At 64.2% G+C, this 17152-nt stretch carries 16 protein-coding genes; 10 read left to right on the forward strand and 6 right to left on the reverse strand.

Going from position 1 to position 17152, the window contains the following annotated elements:
• Positions 1-63: 63 nt before the first annotated feature.
• From GWK50_RS12225 to GWK50_RS12245, 5 genes are all read right to left on the reverse strand, one after another.
• Positions 64-1938 (reverse strand): DUF3592 domain-containing protein, encoded by a 1875-nt coding sequence (locus GWK50_RS12225; protein WP_162016768.1) that lies wholly within the window; start codon positions 1936-1938, stop codon positions 64-66.
• Between the two features lie 95 nt (positions 1939-2033).
• On the reverse strand, positions 2034-4625 hold the full coding sequence (gene acnB, locus GWK50_RS12230; protein ID WP_162016769.1) for a bifunctional aconitate hydratase 2/2-methylisocitrate dehydratase: 2592 nt from the start codon (positions 4623-4625) through the stop codon (positions 2034-2036).
• A 65-nt stretch (positions 4626-4690) separates the two neighbouring features.
• Positions 4691-5293: a hypothetical protein gene (locus tag GWK50_RS12235; RefSeq protein WP_162016770.1), complete on the reverse strand. Its 603-nt coding sequence runs from the start codon at positions 5291-5293 to the stop codon at positions 4691-4693.
• A 23-nt stretch (positions 5294-5316) separates the two neighbouring features.
• Positions 5317-6309, reverse strand: coding sequence for an aldolase/citrate lyase family protein (locus GWK50_RS12240; RefSeq protein ID WP_162016771.1), 993 nt, complete (start codon positions 6307-6309; stop codon positions 5317-5319).
• Positions 6310-6321: 12 nt separating this feature from the next.
• Entirely contained in the window at positions 6322-7308 is a 987-nt protein-coding gene (locus GWK50_RS12245; RefSeq protein ID WP_162016772.1) for a malate dehydrogenase, read from the reverse strand.
• A 179-nt stretch (positions 7309-7487) separates the two neighbouring features.
• On the opposite strand from GWK50_RS12245, the gene GWK50_RS12250 reads away from it, so the two are divergent.
• The 9 genes from GWK50_RS12250 to GWK50_RS12290 all read left to right on the forward strand — a co-directional run bounded on the left by GWK50_RS12250 (position 7488) and on the right by GWK50_RS12290 (position 14570).
• On the forward strand, positions 7488-8282 hold the full coding sequence (locus GWK50_RS12250; RefSeq protein WP_162016773.1) for a GntR family transcriptional regulator: 795 nt from the start codon (positions 7488-7490) through the stop codon (positions 8280-8282).
• A 142-nt stretch (positions 8283-8424) separates the two neighbouring features.
• Positions 8425-8859, forward strand: a complete 435-nt coding sequence (sdhC, locus tag GWK50_RS12255) for a succinate dehydrogenase, cytochrome b556 subunit (RefSeq protein ID WP_162016774.1) — start codon at positions 8425-8427, stop codon at positions 8857-8859.
• Between the two features lie 25 nt (positions 8860-8884).
• Positions 8885-9247, forward strand: coding sequence for a succinate dehydrogenase, hydrophobic membrane anchor protein (sdhD, locus tag GWK50_RS12260; RefSeq protein ID WP_162016775.1), 363 nt, complete (start codon positions 8885-8887; stop codon positions 9245-9247).
• A 34-nt stretch (positions 9248-9281) separates the two neighbouring features.
• Positions 9282-11087 carry a succinate dehydrogenase flavoprotein subunit gene (gene sdhA, locus GWK50_RS12265; RefSeq protein WP_162016776.1) on the forward strand — a complete coding sequence of 602 codons (1806 nt, stop codon included), beginning with the start codon at positions 9282-9284 and terminating at the stop codon, positions 11085-11087.
• 28 nt (positions 11088-11115) lie between these two features.
• Entirely contained in the window at positions 11116-11820 is a 705-nt protein-coding gene (locus GWK50_RS12270) for a succinate dehydrogenase iron-sulfur subunit (protein WP_162016777.1), read from the forward strand.
• Between the two features lie 37 nt (positions 11821-11857).
• The gene (locus GWK50_RS12275) at positions 11858-12160 is read left to right on the forward strand and encodes a succinate dehydrogenase assembly factor 2 (protein ID WP_162018105.1); all 303 of its coding nucleotides are present in this window, start codon (positions 11858-11860) and stop codon (positions 12158-12160) included.
• A gap of 48 nt (positions 12161-12208) precedes the next feature.
• Positions 12209-13501: a citrate synthase gene (locus tag GWK50_RS12280; RefSeq protein WP_162016778.1), complete on the forward strand. Its 1293-nt coding sequence runs from the start codon at positions 12209-12211 to the stop codon at positions 13499-13501.
• Positions 13502-13664: 163 nt separating this feature from the next.
• A complete protein-coding gene (gene rnk / locus GWK50_RS12285) occupies positions 13665-14081 on the forward strand; it encodes a nucleoside diphosphate kinase regulator (protein WP_162016779.1) in 417 nt (138 codons plus the stop codon).
• A 123-nt stretch (positions 14082-14204) separates the two neighbouring features.
• Complete coding sequence (locus GWK50_RS12290; RefSeq protein ID WP_242455366.1) at positions 14205-14570, forward strand: hypothetical protein; 366 nt, start codon at positions 14205-14207, stop codon at positions 14568-14570.
• A 1-nt stretch (position 14571) separates the two neighbouring features.
• Here GWK50_RS12290 and GWK50_RS12295 read toward each other — a convergent pair whose 3' ends face one another.
• Positions 14572-15693, reverse strand: a complete 1122-nt coding sequence (locus GWK50_RS12295) for an acyltransferase family protein (RefSeq protein WP_162016781.1) — start codon at positions 15691-15693, stop codon at positions 14572-14574.
• 253 nt (positions 15694-15946) lie between these two features.
• Here GWK50_RS12295 and GWK50_RS12300 point away from each other — a divergent pair, with 253 nt between their 5' ends.
• A complete protein-coding gene (locus tag GWK50_RS12300; protein ID WP_162016782.1) occupies positions 15947-17149 on the forward strand; it encodes an ammonium transporter in 1203 nt (400 codons plus the stop codon).
• Positions 17150-17152: the final 3 nt, after the last annotated feature.

Consider the following 17152-nt stretch of genomic DNA (forward strand, 5'->3'; position numbering starts at 1 on the left):
TTTTACGGGCGCTATAGGCCAATTTGATTCATAGGCCACGGAATACGCGGCATCCTGAGCCCATCAACCGCCGCGCACCCCCAGCACCAGGGTCGCCATCAAGGCCGCCCACAGCAGCCAGCCCCAGCGCGGACGGGAGTGTCCGGACTGAAGGCTGCGGCCTTGCCCCGGCGTGAAGCGACCGGCACGGTCGTGCCAGGCGCCTTGCAACCATTGGGCCACGGCTTGCGCCCCCTCCTCGCCCGCCACGCCGGGCGTGATGCGCCGGGCCTTGGCGCTGTCGGCTTCGCGCGCGATCACGGCGTGGTATTCCTGCATGTCGCCGCCCCTGGTGCTGGCCGAGTAGTTGAGCTGGGTGCTCAGGTGGTCCAGCGCATTGGGTGGCAAGCTGAACTGGAGCGACCACAGCCAGGACACCCGCTGAACCGCCAGCCCCTGGTCGTGCACCAGCACACGCCAGCGCCGGGTGGCGCGGTGCAGGATCAGGGCCAACACAATGCCCAGCCCCCACAGGGGCCATGCAGTCCAGCGCTGGTGCAAGGACAGCCGGGGCGCCCATTCCTGCGCCCACAGCAGCAGCAACACGGCAAACGGCAGCAGCAGCACGGCAGCCACCCAGCGCGAGCCCGTCTGGGAAAACTCCAGCCCCTGGTAGTCGGCGGTCTCCACCGTCCCGGCCTGGGCGGGCCAGTCTGACAGCCCCGCACTGCGGCCCGTCTGGCCGACGGGCCGCTCCTGGTTCCAATCGCTGCGCAGCGCAAAGCGGTCTTGTGCAGCAGGCGTGCTGCTGCCTTGTACCGCAATGTCGTGCGACAGTTCCACCCCGCCAGCGGCCTGCATCAGCTCCAGCCGCCAATCCACGCGCTCGCCCGAACGGCGCGCGCCATGGGCTGGCGCATCGTCGGGCAGGGTAAAGCGTGCCACCAGGCGCGCACTGCCATCGGGCAAGGGCAGAGGCTGTGCCTGCTGCTCCAGGTGTTCGACCAGCCGCCGGGTTTCGCCCGAACCCGAGTCGTCCACCCGGTACTGCGCCAACCGCAGCACCAGGGGCTCCGGGGCCCTGCCGCGCAGGGCACGCTCTGGCAGGTTCAGCGTGACCTCCAGCGGCTCGCCCGCACGCGGCGTGGCGGGGCGCAAGGCAAGGGCCGTGTGCGCATGGCGCCAGGCCAGGCGTGTCTGCTGGCCGGCCCAGGCGATGAGCCCGAGCCCGACCAGCACAAACAGCAACAGGAAGATCTTGACGAACCAGGGCCCCTCTTGCATCCAGAACAAGGCTGCAATGGGAAACGACAGCCCGCACCAGAACAGCGCAAAGAACCAGAGCATGCCTGCGGATTGGCGCACCGACCGCCCCATGCGCTGAAGCCCCGCAGCGGCATCCGCCGCTGGGGTGGCCTGCCCTGACGGACCGCGCAAGGCCTTGAAGAAGAACCATGCAGCCGCCAACCCGACTGCGGTGAAGACCAGCGCAAAGGGCAGCCGGAACAACAGCATGGGCCAGCGGATGTGCGGGTCGAGCAGCGCCTGGGCCGGCTCACTGGGGTTGACCCAGGCCGTGAGCGCCTGCCCGCTGGACTGCGCTGCCTGCAAACGGCGGTGCCACTGGGCGTGCCAGTCGCCCACGTTGTCGCTATGGCCCTGGGCATCGAGCCCCACGCGCTGCGACTCGTAGGTCTGGGCCCCCACCTGGTAGCGGTAGCGCACGCGCACCGCGTAGGTTTCGGAGCCTTCGCTGTCCCGGCGGCGGTCCAGCTGCGCTTCCAGCACCTGTGCGGGCACGCTCTGCCAGGAACGCACTTCCCAGGCCGCGCTGAAGGTCTGGTACAGCGGCAGCAGGCCCACAAAAAAGCCGCCAGCGCCAAACCCTGCGGCAAACACCGCGCTGAAAAGCAGGGTCCCGATACGGACAGGCCAGGACATGGGGGCAGATGTGGACATGCGCCCAGCTTAGCAAGCCCGTGTGTGCGCAGCATCCGCCGACCGATAAAAAAAGCGGCCCCGAAGGGCCGCTGCAGTGGTGGCTGGGCAGAGCCTCAGGCCGTCACGTTCTTGGCGACTTCCGCGTACTCTTCGATCTGGTCGAAGTTCATGTACTTGTACACGCTGGCGGCATCCTTGTTGATGATGCCCATGGCTTCCTGGTATTCGGCCACGGTGGGAATGCGACCCAGCTTCGAGCACACCGCCGTCAGCTCGGCCGAGCCCAGGAACACGTTGGTGTTCTTGCCCAGACGGTTGGGGAAGTTGCGGGTGGAGGTGGACATGACGGTGGCACCCTCACGCACCTGGGCCTGGTTGCCCATGCACAGCGAGCAGCCGGGCATTTCGGTACGGGCACCGGCAGCGCCGAAGTTGGCGTAGTGGCCTTCCTTCATCAGCTCGGACGCATCCATCTTGGTGGGAGGTGCCACCCACATCTTGACCGGAATGTCGCGTGCACCGCCGAGCAGCTTGGCTGCAGCACGGAAGTGGCCGATGTTGGTCATGCACGAACCGATGAAGGTCTCGTCGATCTTGGTGCCCGACACTTCGGACATGAACTTGGCGTCGTCCGGATCGTTGGGGCAGCAGACGATGGGTTCCTTGATGTCGGCCAGGTCGATCTCGATCACGGCCGCGTATTCGGCGTCCTTGTCGGCTTCGAGCAGGTCGGGCTTGGCCAGCCAGGCTTCGACCTTCTCGATGCGGCGTGCCAGGGTCTTGGCGTCGGCATAACCGTCGGCGATCATGTTCTTCATCAGCACGATGTTGGAACGCAGGTACTCCTTGACCGGCTCGGGGTTGAGCTTGATCGTGCAACCGGCGGCGGAGCGCTCGGCCGAAGCGTCGGACAGCTCGAACGCCTGCTCCACCTTCAGGTCGGGCAGACCTTCGATTTCCAGCACGCGGCCCGAGAAGATGTTCTTCTTGCCGGCCTTGGCCACGGTCAGCAGGCCTTGCTTGATGGCGTACAGGGGGATGGCATGCACCAGGTCACGCAGCGTGACGCCGGGTTGCATCTGGCCCTTGAAGCGCACCAGCACCGATTCGGGCATGTCCAGGGGCATCACGCCGGTGGCGGCGCCGAAGGCCACCAGACCGGAGCCTGCAGGGAAGGAAATACCGATCGGGAAACGGGTGTGCGAGTCGCCGCCGGTGCCCACGGTGTCGGGCAACAGCAGGCGGTTCAGCCAGGAGTGGATCACGCCGTCACCGGGGCGCAGGGCGACGCCGCCACGGTTGGAGATGAAGGCGGGCAGCTCGCGGTGCATCTTGGCATCCACGGGCTTGGGGTAGGCGGCCGTGTGGCAGAAGGACTGCATCACCAGGTCGGCGCTGAAGCCCAGGCAGGCCAGGTCCTTCAGTTCGTCACGGGTCATGGGGCCGGTGGTGTCCTGGCTGCCCACGGTGGTCATCTTCGGTTCGCAGTAGGTACCGGGGCGAATGCCCTGGCCTTCAGGCAGGCCGCAGGCACGGCCAACCATCTTCTGCGCCAGCGTGAAGCCCTTGCCGGTGTCCTTGGGGGCCACGGGCAGGCGGAACACGGTGCTCGCGGGCAAGCCCAGGAACTCACGGGCCTTGGCGGTGAGCGAGCGGCCGATGATCAGGTTGATACGGCCGCCGGCGCGCACTTCGTCCAGCAGCACCTGGCTCTTGAGCGCAAACTCGGCCACGGTTTCGCCGTTCTTGACGATCTTGCCGTCGTAGGGCAGCACGTCGATCACGTCGCCCATTTCCAGCTTGGTCACGTCCACTTCGATGGGCAGGGAGCCGGAGTCTTCCTGCGTGTTGAAGAAGATGGGAGCGATCTTGCCGCCCAGGGTCACGCCACCGAAGCGCTTGTTCGGAACAAACGGGATGTCCTGGCCGGTGGCCCAGATCACGGAGTTGGTGGCGGACTTGCGCGAAGAGCCGGTGCCGACCACGTCACCCACGTAGGCGACGAGGTTGCCCTTCTTCTTCAAGTCTTCGATGAACTGCATGGGGCCGCGCTTGCCGTCTTCCTCGGGCTTGAAGGCCGCATCGGGGCGCGTGTTCTTCAGCATGGCCAGGTAGTGCAGCGGAATGTCCGGGCGGCTCCAGGCATCGGGCGCGGGCGAGAGGTCGTCGGTGTTGGTCTCGCCCGGCACCTTGAACACGGTGACGGTGATCTTCTTCTCGACTTCGGGGCGGCTGGTGAACCACTCGGCGTCGGCCCACGACTTCATCACTTCCTGGGCCTTGGCGTTGCCCGCCTTGGCCTTGGCGGCGACGTCGTTGAAGAAGTCGAACATCAGCAGCGTCTTCTTCAGCGCATCCGCAGCCACACCGGCCACTTCGGTGTCGTCGAGCAACTCGATCAGGGGGTGCACGTTGTAACCACCCACCATGGTGCCCAGCAGCTCGGTGGCCTTGGCCTTGGAGATCAAACCAACTTTGATGTCACCGTGGGCCACGGCGGCCAGGAAGCTGGCTTTGACCTTGGCGGCATCGTCCACGCCCGGGGGCACGCGGTGGGTCAGCAAGTCCATCAGGAACGCTTCTTCGCCTGCGGGCGGGTTCTTGATCAGCTCGATCAGTGCGGATACCTGCTTGGCATCCAGGGGCAGTGGCGGAATGCCAAGGGCAGCGCGCTCTGCGGCGTGTTCACGGTAGGCTTGCAACATGGTGGTTTCTCCGGTTGGGTCTTTGTGGTATCGGGGGCGTTGGGGTGCGGACCAGTAGGAAAGGCTTACTTGGTCGGTGACGGTTCAAGCAGGTTCGGGGCGGGCGCCTTCTTCAGCGTCTCGGCCACCGCCACCTGTTCGGGGCTCATGCAGTCATCGGCCAGTCTCTGTCCGCGTTTCTGATCCATGAGCATGGATTTGTTGGCAATCTGGAGCCAGACGGCACCAGCCTTGGGGTCTTCCAGGCGCACGGCGCCGGTGCTGGTGAGCACGGGGGCCATATGGAAGCGAAAGCCCTTGCCTTCCAGGTGGAAGTGTCCTGGGGCCTGGGGATCGCTGGTGACATTCACCGATGCACCCAGCTCGCACGCCATCTGGCCCACATACACGCGCTTCGCCATGGCCAACTCGTCCGGGGAGAGTGCTTCTCGTGCAGCAATCAGACCCGTGGCCACCTGAACGGCCGCCGTGTGCAGTTGCTGGCGGCTGCTGGTGGGCTTGGCCTTGGCCACCACTTCCTTTTTGGCCGTCGGCTTCGCGGCGGTCTTGGTGGGGCTTGCCTTGGCGGCGGTGTTTGTCTTGGCGGTGGTCTTGGCCTGGCTGGCCTGCGCCAGGGTCAGGCCGGGCATCAGCGCCAGCAGCGCCGCAGCAAGAAGGGTTTTGGTCATTGCGGTCTCCATGTTGCAAGGTTTCAGCAGCGCGATGATACAAACCAGGTCTGCACCTCGGGCGGCAAAGTCCTTCCCGTGGCGTGGGCCCGCTCCAGGAACTGCCAGTAGTAGCGGTAGCTTGCGCGGTCGTGCAGCACGCCCTCGATGCTGATGGGCGCCCAGTGGGCACGGGCGGCAGCGGCAACAATGTGCGCCGCCTTGTCCACGGACATCTGCGATGGCGAAAGGGCTTCGAGGATAGGCCGAATCTGCGCCGGGTGGATGCTCCACATGCGTGTGTAGCCCAGTTCGAGTGCCACGCGCTGTGCTGCGGCCTGCAGAGCAGCAGCGTCACTGAATTCGGTGACCACGCAGTGCGAGGGCACCTTGCCATGCGCATGGCAGGCAGCAGCGATTTCCAGCTTGGCGCGCACCACCAGGGGATGGGTGAACTGGCCCTGCACGCCCATCGCGGAGTCAGGAATGGCGCCACCGTGGGCGGACACAAAATCCATGAGCCCGAAGCTCAGGCTTTGCACACGCGGATGTGCTGCAATGTCAAAGGCCCGGTGCACGGCCGCAGGCGATTCGATCAATGCGTGCAGCGCCAGATGCGGCGCACCCGCCTGGTCCAGCAGTTGTGCGGCGCGGTCGATGTCCTCCACGGACTCTACCTTGGGCAGCATGAGGTGGCACAGGCGGTGGCCTGCCCGGCCCACAATGGTGTCCACATCCTGGGCAAAGGCCGGGTGGTCCACGGCGTGGACCCTGGCCGCCACGCGGGTGCCGGGTGCAGCCTCGTGCAGCGCCAGTTCGGCCACCAGCACCGCATGCTCGACCTCGGCACCTACAGGGGCGCCGTCTTCACAGTCCAGCGTCACGTCGAAGACGCAAGCGCCGAACTCCTGCATCATTTCTGCCTGCAACTGCAGGCTCTTGCGCATCCGCGCGGGCGCACCGCTGTAGTGGTCACAGACCGGCAGCAGGCCCGCCGCCGCCTGGGCACCCAGCAGGATGTCGCGCGGATGGGTCATGGAAGACGCGGCTTACAGCAGGTGCTTGACGCCGTCCTTCTCGCCCTCGAGCTCGGCCAGGGTCTTGTTGATGCACTCTTGGCTGAATGCGTCGATCGGCAGACCTTCGACGATCTTGTACTCGCCGCCTTCGCAGGTGACGGGGTAGCCAAACATCGTTTCAGCGGGGATGCCGTATTCGCCCTTGGACGGAATGCCCATGGTGACCCACTTGCCGTTGGTGCCCAGGGCCCAGTCGCGCATGTGGTCGATGGCGGCGTTGGCGGCCGAAGCGGCCGACGACAGACCACGGGCGGCGATGATGGCGGCACCACGCTTGCCCACGGTGGGCAGGAACACATTGGCGTTCCACTCGTGGTCGTTGATGGTGTCCTTGACGGACTTGCCGTTCACGGTGGCGAAGCGGTAGTCGGCGTACATGGTGGGCGAGTGGTTGCCCCACACGGCCAGCTTCTCGATGTCGCCCACGGCAACGCCCATCTTGGCGGCGATCTGCGAGGCGGCACGGTTGTGGTCCAGGCGCAGCATGGCGGTGAAGTTCTTGGCCGGCAGATCGGGGGCCGACTTCATGGCGATGTAAGCGTTGGTGTTGGCGGGGTTGCCGACCACCAGCACGCGCACGTTACGCGAAGCCACGGCGTTCAGGGCCTTGCCCTGGGCAGTGAAGATCTGAGCATTGGCGGCCAGCAGGTCGGCACGCTCCATGCCGGGGCCGCGGGGGCGGGCACCGACCAGCAGGGCGTAGTCGGTGTCCTTGAAGGCGGTCATGGGGTCGCTGTGGGCTTCGATGCCAGCCAGCAGAGGGAAGGCGCAGTCTTCGAGTTCCATGATCACGCCCTTGAGCGCGTTCTGGGCCTTTTCATCCGGGATTTCGAGCAATTGCAGGATGACGGGCTGGTCCTTGCCCAGCATTTCGCCCGAGGCGATGCGGAACAGAAGGGCGTAGCCAATTTGGCCAGCAGCACCGGTGACGGCCACGCGGACGGGCTTTTTGCTCATGGTAGGAACTCCAGGAAGTGAAGGGAACAGGTGAATGTGCAGCGGTTGCCACCTGCGCCTGTTACCAGCAACACGTGCGCGCCGCAAACAGGTATGGATTCTAGCTTTGAATACTGCACTGCGTCAATTTGTCTTATGTCTTATATAAGATATGATCAAGGCCCGAACGACGCAGAGCCATGTCCTCCCTGCCCCCCGCCTCCACCGAAACCGCCGACGCCCCGCAGTTACCCCAGGCAGGCCTGCCCGCACCCGCGTTCAGCCCCTTGTACCAACAGATCAAGGGACTGATCCTGCAAAGCCTGCAGGCGGGCGAATGGAAACCCGGAGAAGCCATTCCCAGCGAAATGGAATTGGCCGCCCGCTTTCGGGTGAGCCAGGGCACGGTGCGCAAAGCCATCGACGAACTGGCGTCAGAGAACCTGGTAACGCGCCGCCAGGGCAAGGGCACCTTTGTGGCCACCCACGCCGAGCGCCATGTGCAGTACCGCTTTCTGAAGCTCATGCCTGACAGCGGGGATGCCAGTGTCGAGGGCCCTGCACAGCGCCATATTGTTGAATGCAAGCGCGTGCGCTCCAGCGCAGACGTGGCCCGAACCCTTGGACTGCGCACCGGCGACGCGGTCATGCAGGCCCGGCGTGTCCTGTCCTTCAGCGGCGTGCCGACGATTCTCGAAGACATCTGGCTGCCGGGACAAGCCTTCAAAGGACTCTCGGCCAACCAGCTTGCCGCCTATCCCGGCCCCACCTATGCCATGTTCGAACTCGACTTCGGTGTTCGCATGGTCCGGGCCGAGGAAAAAATCCGGGCCGTGCTCCCCACCGCAGAGCAGGCGCAGGCGCTGCAGGTGGCACCTGATACCCCTTTGCTGAGCGTGGAGCGCATCGCCTTCACTTACAACGATGTTCCCATGGAGTTACGGCGCGGCCTCTACCGCACGGACACGCACCATTACCACAACGAACTCAACTGACAACGACCTTGCATTCAGATTGGATGTTGAAAAAAACACAAAATCCCATCTGCATCAAACCCTGGTTGCTGCGTTGCAATAGAATTTTGTGTCCTTGCGTGCACAGAATTACAAAGCAGTTACATCCACGAAAGCCCTTGCCATGACCGATCTAGCCAAAAAAAGGCCTGAATTCCGCAACATCAACGCCTTCAAGGATCTCACCACCTACCGCATGACGGTGGGTGCGTGGGTTTCGATCCTTCACCGGGGCAGCGGAGCCATCCTCTTCCTGCTGCTGCCGCTGCTGGTCTGGATGTTCGATACCTCCCTGTCGTCCGAGTATTCCTTTGCCCGCTTCAAGGCGGCCTTTGAAAGCGGCCTGGGGTTTGTGCCCGGCTGGATGTTCAAACTCGTCACGCTGGGCATCATCTGGGCCTACCTGCACCATGTCTGCGCAGGCATCCGCCATCTGTGGATGGATGTGGACCACGGCAGCATCAGCAAGTCCTTCGCCAAGTCTTCCGCCATCGCAGCCCTGGTGGTGAGCCTGGGCCTGACAGCGGTCCTGGGCGCCAAGCTGTTTGGCCTTTACTGATCCACCCCCATTCGAAGGAAATCCCATGACCACCTACGGTTACAAGCGCACCGTCGTCGGTGCCCACTATGGCTGGCGCGACTGGCTGGTTCAGCGCATCACCGCCCTCATCATGATCCTGTTCACCCTGACCGTGATCGCGCAGCTTGTGTTCAGCAAGGGCAACATCGGTTACGCACTCTGGGCAGGTATTTTTGCCGCCCAATGGATGAAGTTTCTGGCCTTCTCCGTGATCGTTGCGTTGGCCTGGCATGCCTGGGTCGGCATGTGCAGCATCTGGATGGACTACGTCAAGCCGGCCGGAATCCGGTTGGCGCTGCAGGTTTTCACGATTGTCTGGCTCGTCGGCTGCGCAGGCTGGGGCTTCCAGGTTCTGTGGCGTCTTTGAGCGTCGCCCACACACTGAAAAACAAGGCTAAGCCATGAGTTACACCCAAGCCAACATCTCCAAACGCAAGTTCGACGTCGTCATCGTCGGGGCCGGCGGCTCCGGCATGCGCGCTGCGCTCGAACTGTCTCGCGCAGGCCTGAACGTGGCCTCGCTGTCCAAGGTTTTCCCCACCCGCTCGCACACCGTGGCCGCCCAGGGCGGCGTGAGCGCCTCGCTGGGCAACATGTCCGAGGACAACTGGCACTACCACTTCTACGACACCATCAAGGGCTCCGACTGGCTGGGCGACCAGGACGCCATCGAGTTCATGTGCCGCGAGGCCCCCAATGTGGTGTACGAGCTGGAACACTTCGGCATGCCGTTCGACCGCAACCCCGACGGCACGATTTACCAGCGCCCCTTCGGCGGCCACACCGCCAACTATGGTGAAAAACCCGTCCAGCGCGCCTGCGCCGCAGCCGACCGCACGGGCCACGCCATGCTGCACACGCTGTACCAGCAGAACGTCAAGGCCCGCACCAACTTCTTCGTCGAATGGATGGCGCTGGATCTGATCCGCGACGCCGATGGCGACGTGGTCGGTGTCACCGCCCTGGAGATGGAAACCGGCGACCTGTACATCCTGGAAGCCAAAACCGTGCTGTTCGCCACGGGCGGCGCAGGCCGCATCTTCGCTGCCTCGACCAATGCCTTCATCAACACCGGCGACGGCCTGGGCATGGCCGCACGCGCTGGCATCCCGCTGCAGGACATGGAATTCTGGCAATTCCACCCCACCGGCGTGGCCGGCGCGGGCGTGCTGCTGACCGAAGGCTGCCGTGGCGAAGGCGCCATCCTGCTCAACAGCAATGGCGAACGCTTCATGGAGCGCTACGCCCCGACGTTGAAGGACCTGGCTCCGCGCGACTTCGTGTCCCGCTCCATGGACCAGGAAATCAAGGAAGGCCGTGGCTGCGGTCCCAACAAGGACTACGTGCTGCTCAAGCTCGACCACCTGGGTGCAGAGACCATCCACAAGCGCCTGCCCTCGGTGTACGAAATTGGCGTCAACTTTGCCAACGTGGACATCACCAAGGAGCCGATCCCCGTGGTGCCTACCATCCACTACCAGATGGGCGGCATCCCGACCAACGTGAATGGCCAGGTCGTCACGCACGACGGCACGGCCAACCGCATCGTCAACGGGCTCTATGCCGTGGGCGAATGCGCCTGCGTGAGCGTGCACGGCGCCAACCGCCTGGGCACCAACTCGCTGCTGGACCTGCTGGTGTTCGGCAAGGCCGCTGGCCGCCACATCGTGGAGTTCAACAACAAGCAGAAGACCCACAAGCCACTGCCCAAGGACGCTGCGGACCGGACGCTGGAACGCCTCAACCAGCTCGAAAAATCCACCAGCGGCATCTATGCCCAGACCCTGGCTGGTGATATCCGCGCCTCCATGCAGCAGCACGCTGGCGTGTTCCGCACCCAGGCCAGCATGGATGAAGGCGTGAAGAAGATCGCCGCCCTGCGTGAGCGCGTGGCAGAAATCACGCTGCAGGACAAGTCCAAGGTGTTCAACACCGCGCGCATCGAGGCGCTGGAAGTGGACAACCTGATCGAAGCTGCCCAGGCCACCATGGTGTCGGCGGCCGCCCGCAAGGAATGCCGCGGTGCCCACACCGTGTACGACTACGAGAAGCCCGCCGACGATGCCGATGCGCCGCTGGGCCGCAACGACAAGGAATGGCTCAAGCACACCCTGTGGCACAAGGAAAGCAACAGCCTGACCTACAAGCCCGTCAACCTCAAGCCCCTGACGGTGGACAGCGTCCCCCCGAAGGTTCGGACGTTCTGATCAGGTCTTGCCCCACGAGAGAATCGCCATGCAAAAACGCACATTCCAAATCTACCGCTACGACCCGGACAAGGACGCCAAGCCCTACATGCAGACCGTCGAGATCGAACTCGACGGCCACGAGCGCATGTTGCTGGACGCACTGCTCAAGCTGAAGGAGAAGGATCCCACGCTGTCGTTCCGCCGCTCCTGCCGCGAAGGCGTCTGCGGCTCCGACGCGATGAACATCAACGGCAAGAACGGTCTGGCCTGCCTGACCAACATGAACACCTTGCCGGGCACCATCGTGCTCAAGCCGCTGCCGGGCCTGCCCGTGATCCGCGACCTGATCGTGGACATGACGCTGTTCTTCAAGCAGTACCACTCGATCAAGCCCTACCTGATCAACGACAGCATCCCGCCCGAGCGCGAGCGCCTGCAGTCGCCCGAAGAGCGTGAAGAGCTCGACGGTCTGTACGAGTGCATTCTGTGCGCGAGCTGCTCCACGAGCTGCCCCAGCTTCTGGTGGAACCCCGACAAGTTCGTCGGCCCCGCCGGCCTGCTGCAGGCCTACCGTTTCATTGCCGACAGCCGCGATGCAGCCACCGCCGAGCGCCTGGACAACCTGGAAGACCCGTACCGTCTGTTCCGCTGCCACACCATCATGAACTGCGTGGACGTGTGCCCCAAGGGCCTCAAGCCTGCGCTGGCCATTGGCAAGATCAAGGAATTGATGGTGCGCCGCGCCATCTGAAGCAAGACACGACCACACCATGGGTGAAGCAACCACCATGTCCGCGGGAGAAGCGTGCGATGCACTGCTGGATACCCGCGCATTGAGCAAGCTGCACTGGCGCTGCCGACGCGGCTTGCTGGAAAACGACCTGTTCATCGAGCGGTTCTTCTCCCGGTATGAGTCCACCCTGACGCAACGCCATGCCGAAGGCCTGGCCGCGCTGATGGACCTCTCGGACAACGACCTTCTGGACCTGCTGCTGCGGCGGCGCGAACCGGAAGGCGCTCTCGACACCCCTGTGGTACGCGATGTGCTGGGCATGCTCAGGCATAGCGACCCGCCGCTGGCACCGGCCTGAAACCATCCACGCCTCTCTCTCTTCGGTCATCTCAACAAGGACGCAACAATGAAGCTCGCTGACAACAAAGCCACCCTGTCGTTCAGTAACGGCAGCCCCAGCGTGGAACTGCCGGTGTACCAGGGCAGCATCGGCCCGGATGTGATCGACATCCGCAAGCTGTATGCCCAAACCGGCATGTTCACCTACGACCCTGGCTTCCTGTCCACGGCATCGTGCCAGTCCGCCATCACCTACATCGATGGCGACAAGGGTGAGCTGCTGTACCGCGGTTATCCCATCGAGCAACTGGCCACCAAGTGCGATTACCTGGACACCTGCTACCTGCTGCTCAAGGGTGAGTTGCCCGACGAAGGACAGCGCACCGACTTCCACAAGCGTGTGATCAATCACACCATGGTCAACGAGCAGATGCAGTTCTTCCTGCGTGGCTTCCGTCGCGATGCCCACCCCATGGCCGTGCTGACCGGTCTGGTGGGCGCTCTGTCGGCCTTCTACCACGACAGCACCGACATCAACAACCCGCAGCACCGCGACATCGCCGCAATCCGCCTGATCGCCAAGATGCCCACGCTGGTGGCCATGGCGTACAAGTACGGCAAGGGCGAGCCCTACATGTACCCCCGCAACGACCTGTCCTACGCAGGCAACTTCCTGCGCATGATGTTCGGCACGCCTTGCGAGGACTACAAGGTGAATCCGGTCATCGAAAAGGCCATGGACCGCATCTTCATCCTGCACGCAGACCACGAGCAGAACGCCTCCACCTCTACCGTGCGCCTGTGCGGCTCGTCCGGCACCAACCCGTTTGCGGCCATCGCCGCCGGCGTGGCCTGCCTGTGGGGCCCTGCCCACGGGGGAGCCAACGAAGCCTGCCTGAACATGCTGGAAGAAATCCAGGCCATGGGCGGCGTGGCCAAGGTCGGCGAATTCATGGAGAAGGTCAAGGACAAGAACTCCGGCGTCAAGCTGATGGGCTTCGGTCACCGCGTGTACAAGAACTACGACCCGCGCGCCAAGCTCATGCAGGAAACCTGCAATGAAGTGCTGGCCGAACTGGGCCTGGAAAAGGACCCCCTGTTCGCCCTGGCCAAGCAGCTCGAAAAGATTGCCCTGGAAGACGACTACTTCGTGCAGCGCAAGCTCTACCCGAACGTGGACTTCTACTCCGGCATCGTGCAGCGCGCCATCGGCATCCCTGTGAACCTGTTCACCGGCATCTTCGCCCTGGCCCGTACCGTGGGCTGGATCGCACAGCTCAACGAAATGATCAGCGACCCCGAGTACAAGATCGGCCGTCCGCGCCAGCTGTTCACCGGCTCGCCCCGCCGCGACATCTGATCGCACTCCAGGTCTGCAGCGCGGCGCGCCGCAGACCTGTCCGCAACCCGTCTACCCGGCGGGTTTTTTCTTTTTCAAGCCACCCAACGCCGCATACCCATGAGCGGCAGTGCGGGATTCCCCATGCACTACAGTGGCGCCCTTTGAACCTTCGGAGCTGGCCATGGCATCCAAGAAACCCCAGATCATTCTTTCTTCGCTCGACCTGGATCGCATCGAGGCCCTGCTGGCGGCCATTCCAGCCAGCGTTTTCCCCGGCAAGGCAGACCTGCAGTCCGAACTGGACCGCGCCGACGTCGTGGCACCCGAGGAAATCCCGCCGAACGTGGTGACGATGAATTCCACCGTCCAGTTCACCATCGCGGAGACGGGCAAGGATTTCTGCCTGACCCTGGTGTACCCACGTGACATGGATGGCAGTGCCGACCGTGTGTCGATCTTCGCCCCTGTGGGCAGCGCGTTGCTGGGCCTGTCGGTGGGGGATGAACTGGCCTGGCCTGGCCCGGGTGGCAAGAGCATGACCGTCAAGGTCAAGTCCATCATCTACCAGCCAGAGAGCGCTGGCGAGTTGCACCGCTGATTGAAGCCTGCGCAGGCGCTGGGGCCGCTGCGCACCGGGCCACTGTGTGACATTGTTCCTGTGCAAAAGTCTCCGCTTGGAGCGACAATCGCGCCCATGCACCTCCCTTGCCCGCCCGAGCCAATGCAAGACCCAAGCTTCGACCCCAACTCCACCAGCGCATTTCAGCGCCGCATGGAACGGGCGCCGGAGTGGTTTTGCTCGTTTCTGGCAGGCAACCACCGTGAGAAGAACCGTCTGCGCGGTGAAATGGCCGTCATGCGCGGCTCTGTGGTGTGGCTGGTGCGCCAACGTCGGCTGGGCCGCTGGAGCCCCGAAGACCGCGCTCACCTGCGCCAGGTGATGCGCTCTGCATCGTCTGTCAGCCCCTACCTGATCATCTGGGTGGTGCCGGGTTCCATGCTGCTGCTGCCGTTCATGGCCTGGTTCATCGACATGCGGCGCAAGGGTCGGCAAACACCGGGTTTTGCCGACCACGACCACCCCTGACTCACCACAGCGCCTCGACCTGCAGCACCAGCAGCCCAAGGCCCAGCATGCCGGCCTGCCAGCGCAATGCCTGCATCCAGGTCGGTGCAGGCTGCTCCACCCAGCGGAACATCAGGCGCCCGGCCACCAGCGACAGTACGAACGCCAGCCCCATGCCCAAGGCATTGGGCACGGGCTGGGTGGGCCAGGCCTGCGCAAACGCGGCGTTGACCAGCAGGCAGACCGGAAAGTGGACCAGAAAGACCGAGTAGGACATCCGGCCCACACGCTGCAAGCCCCTGGCCCATGCCCCCGCAGGCCACTGCGGCACCTGGCGCAGCAACACCGCCAAGGTCAAAGCGGTGACGGCAGCCAGCGCAATCCGGCTGCGATAGTCCCATGCCAGGGCCGCCACTGCCAGAGCAGCCATGAGCCCCCACCACCACGCCGGACGCGGTGAACGCACGGCCCAGCACGCCAGCATGCCCAGGCCATAGGCGCCAAAGAAATACAGTCCCCACACATCCAGCTCAGGCTGGAGGTTGGCCCAGAACAGCGACGCGGCCACGCCCACCAGCACCACCGCCTGTACGGCCCGTGCCTGCGCCACCGGGGGCATCTGGGACAGCGCCGTGCGCACGCCCGCCAGCACGAGCACGGTACCCGCAAACAGTTGGAAATCGATGGCCACGTACCACACCCCGGCCGAGAGCGCCTCCTCTCCCACCAGGTCCTGCAGCAACAGCACATGCGCCAGCAATTGCGGCCACCGGGGAGCATCGGGGACACTGGGATGCTCCAGCCACGGCCGCACCAGCGCCGCCGCCGCCATGGCCACCGCCAGCGCCGCTGCCAGCGGAATCATCAAGCGCACGAAGCGCTTGCCGATCTGCGCGGCCGCGCTGTCAAACCGCACCCAACCCTGCGGCGCCAGGCTGCTGGCGGCCAGATAGCCCCCTAGCACCAGAAACACCTGCACCGCCAGGCGCGCATGGTCATAGAGCCAGGCGATCAGATTCGGCGCCAGCGGCAAAGCCACATCGGACATGGGACCGTAAAACGCCAGGTGGTGCCAGACGATGGCGATGCAGGCCGCGCCCTTGAGGGTGTCAATCCAAGGGGCGCGCGAAACCGGTGTTTGCATACAGACAGCACAAGGCCGCAGCAGCCATCAGACCCTGCGGCATCAACATATTTATGTAAAAACGCATTCTAACGCTTGTCTGCATTGCGTAAGCAGCTATTGTTTTGATAGCAACCTGGGACAGCACCAAGCCAGTGCTGTTGTCCACAGTTCATTCCCAAGCGTGGCGCATATTTTGCTTTATCCCGGTGCATTCAGGCTGCGGGCACCGCCCGCGCACCACAACGGATCAATTTCGACCCCACTGACCACCATGGATTCACTCAAACAGGGCACGGACACCCTCTTCATCCTCCTGGGCGCCATCATGGTGCTTGCCATGCACGCTGGCTTTGCCTTTTTGGAACTGGGCACGGTGCGCAAAAAGAACCAGGTCAACGCACTCGTCAAGATCCTGGTGGACTTCTCCGTTTCCACCGTGGCCTACTTTGCCCTGGGCTACAGCGTGGCCTACGGCAGCCACTTCTTTGTGGGCGCCGAAAGCCTGGCACAGCTCAATGGCTACGCGCTGGTCAAATTCTTCTTCCTGCTGACCTTTGCTGCGGCCATTCCCGCCATCATCTCCGGCGGCATCGCCGAAAGGGCCAAGTTCTGGCCGCAACTGATGGCAACGGCCGTCATCGTGGGCCTGGTGTACCCCTTCTTCGAGGGCATTGCCTGGAACCAACATTTCGGTGTGCAGGCCTGGATCAAGGCGTTGACGGGCGAGGAGTTCCACGACTTTGCCGGTTCCGTGGTGGTGCATGCGGTGGGTGGCTGGATCGCGCTGCCCGCTGTGCTGCTGCTGGGCTCGCGCTCCAACCGCTACCGCAAGGACGGCGCGATCTCGGCCCACCCGCCCTCCAGCATCCCGTTCCTGGCGCTGGGCGCCTGGGTGCTGGTGGTGGGCTGGTTTGGCTTCAACGTGATGAGCGCGCAGACGCTGGACAAGGTCTCGGGCCTGGTGGCCGTGAACTCCCTCATGGCCATGGTGGGCGGGACGCTGACCGCCCTGTTGCTGGGCAGGAACGACCCCGGCTTCGTCCACAACGGGCCCTTGGCGGGCCTGGTGGCCGTGTGCGCAGGCTCCGACCTGATGCACCCGCTGGGCGCCCTGGTCGTGGGTGCCGGGGCCGGAGCCATCTTCGTGGTCATGTTCACCCTCACGCAAAACCGCTGGAAGATCGACGACGTGCTGGGCGTCTGGCCGCTGCACGGGCTGTGCGGCACCTGGGGCGGCCTGGCGGCTGGCATTTTCGGCAGCAAGGCGCTGGGCGGCCTGGGCGGCGTGACCTTCACCGGGCAGCTCATCGGCACGCTGATGGGCGTGTCCTGGGCCCTGCTGGGCGGAGCGCTGGTGTACGGTGCACTCAAGGCCACCGTAGGCCTGCGCCTGTCGCAGGAAGAGGAATACGACGGCGCCGACCTGTCCATCCACAAGATCAGCGCCACGCCCGAGCGCGAGGTGCGCTGGTAAGCC

Origin of the sequence: Acidovorax sp. 210-6, assembly GCF_010020825.1 — a bacterium.
Taxonomy (GTDB): Bacteria; Pseudomonadota; Gammaproteobacteria; order Burkholderiales; family Burkholderiaceae_C; genus Simplicispira; species Simplicispira sedimenti.

Bases quoted from the DNA above. Each gene is read 5' to 3' on its own strand.
- GWK50_RS12225 (WP_162016768.1), bottom strand. From the start codon at position 1,938: ATGTCCACATCTGCCCCCATGTCCTGGCCTGTCCGTATCGGGACCCTG.
- acnB (WP_162016769.1), bottom strand. From the start codon at position 4,625: ATGTTGCAAGCCTACCGTGAACACGCCGCAGAGCGCGCTGCCCTTGGC.
- GWK50_RS12235 (WP_162016770.1), bottom strand. From the start codon at position 5,293: ATGACCAAAACCCTTCTTGCTGCGGCGCTGCTGGCGCTGATGCCCGGC.
- GWK50_RS12240 (WP_162016771.1), bottom strand. From the start codon at position 6,309: ATGACCCATCCGCGCGACATCCTGCTGGGTGCCCAGGCGGCGGCGGGC.
- GWK50_RS12245 (WP_162016772.1), bottom strand. From the start codon at position 7,308: ATGAGCAAAAAGCCCGTCCGCGTGGCCGTCACCGGTGCTGCTGGCCAA.
- GWK50_RS12250 (WP_162016773.1), top strand. From the start codon at position 7,488: ATGTCCTCCCTGCCCCCCGCCTCCACCGAAACCGCCGACGCCCCGCAG.
- sdhC (WP_162016774.1), top strand. From the start codon at position 8,425: ATGACCGATCTAGCCAAAAAAAGGCCTGAATTCCGCAACATCAACGCC.
- sdhD (WP_162016775.1), top strand. From the start codon at position 8,885: ATGACCACCTACGGTTACAAGCGCACCGTCGTCGGTGCCCACTATGGC.
- sdhA (WP_162016776.1), top strand. From the start codon at position 9,282: ATGAGTTACACCCAAGCCAACATCTCCAAACGCAAGTTCGACGTCGTC.
- GWK50_RS12270 (WP_162016777.1), top strand. From the start codon at position 11,116: ATGCAAAAACGCACATTCCAAATCTACCGCTACGACCCGGACAAGGAC.
- GWK50_RS12275 (WP_162018105.1), top strand. From the start codon at position 11,858: ATGTCCGCGGGAGAAGCGTGCGATGCACTGCTGGATACCCGCGCATTG.
- GWK50_RS12280 (WP_162016778.1), top strand. From the start codon at position 12,209: ATGAAGCTCGCTGACAACAAAGCCACCCTGTCGTTCAGTAACGGCAGC.
- rnk (WP_162016779.1), top strand. From the start codon at position 13,665: ATGGCATCCAAGAAACCCCAGATCATTCTTTCTTCGCTCGACCTGGAT.
- GWK50_RS12290 (WP_242455366.1), top strand. From the start codon at position 14,205: ATGCAAGACCCAAGCTTCGACCCCAACTCCACCAGCGCATTTCAGCGC.
- GWK50_RS12295 (WP_162016781.1), bottom strand. From the start codon at position 15,693: ATGCAAACACCGGTTTCGCGCGCCCCTTGGATTGACACCCTCAAGGGC.
- GWK50_RS12300 (WP_162016782.1), top strand. From the start codon at position 15,947: ATGGATTCACTCAAACAGGGCACGGACACCCTCTTCATCCTCCTGGGC.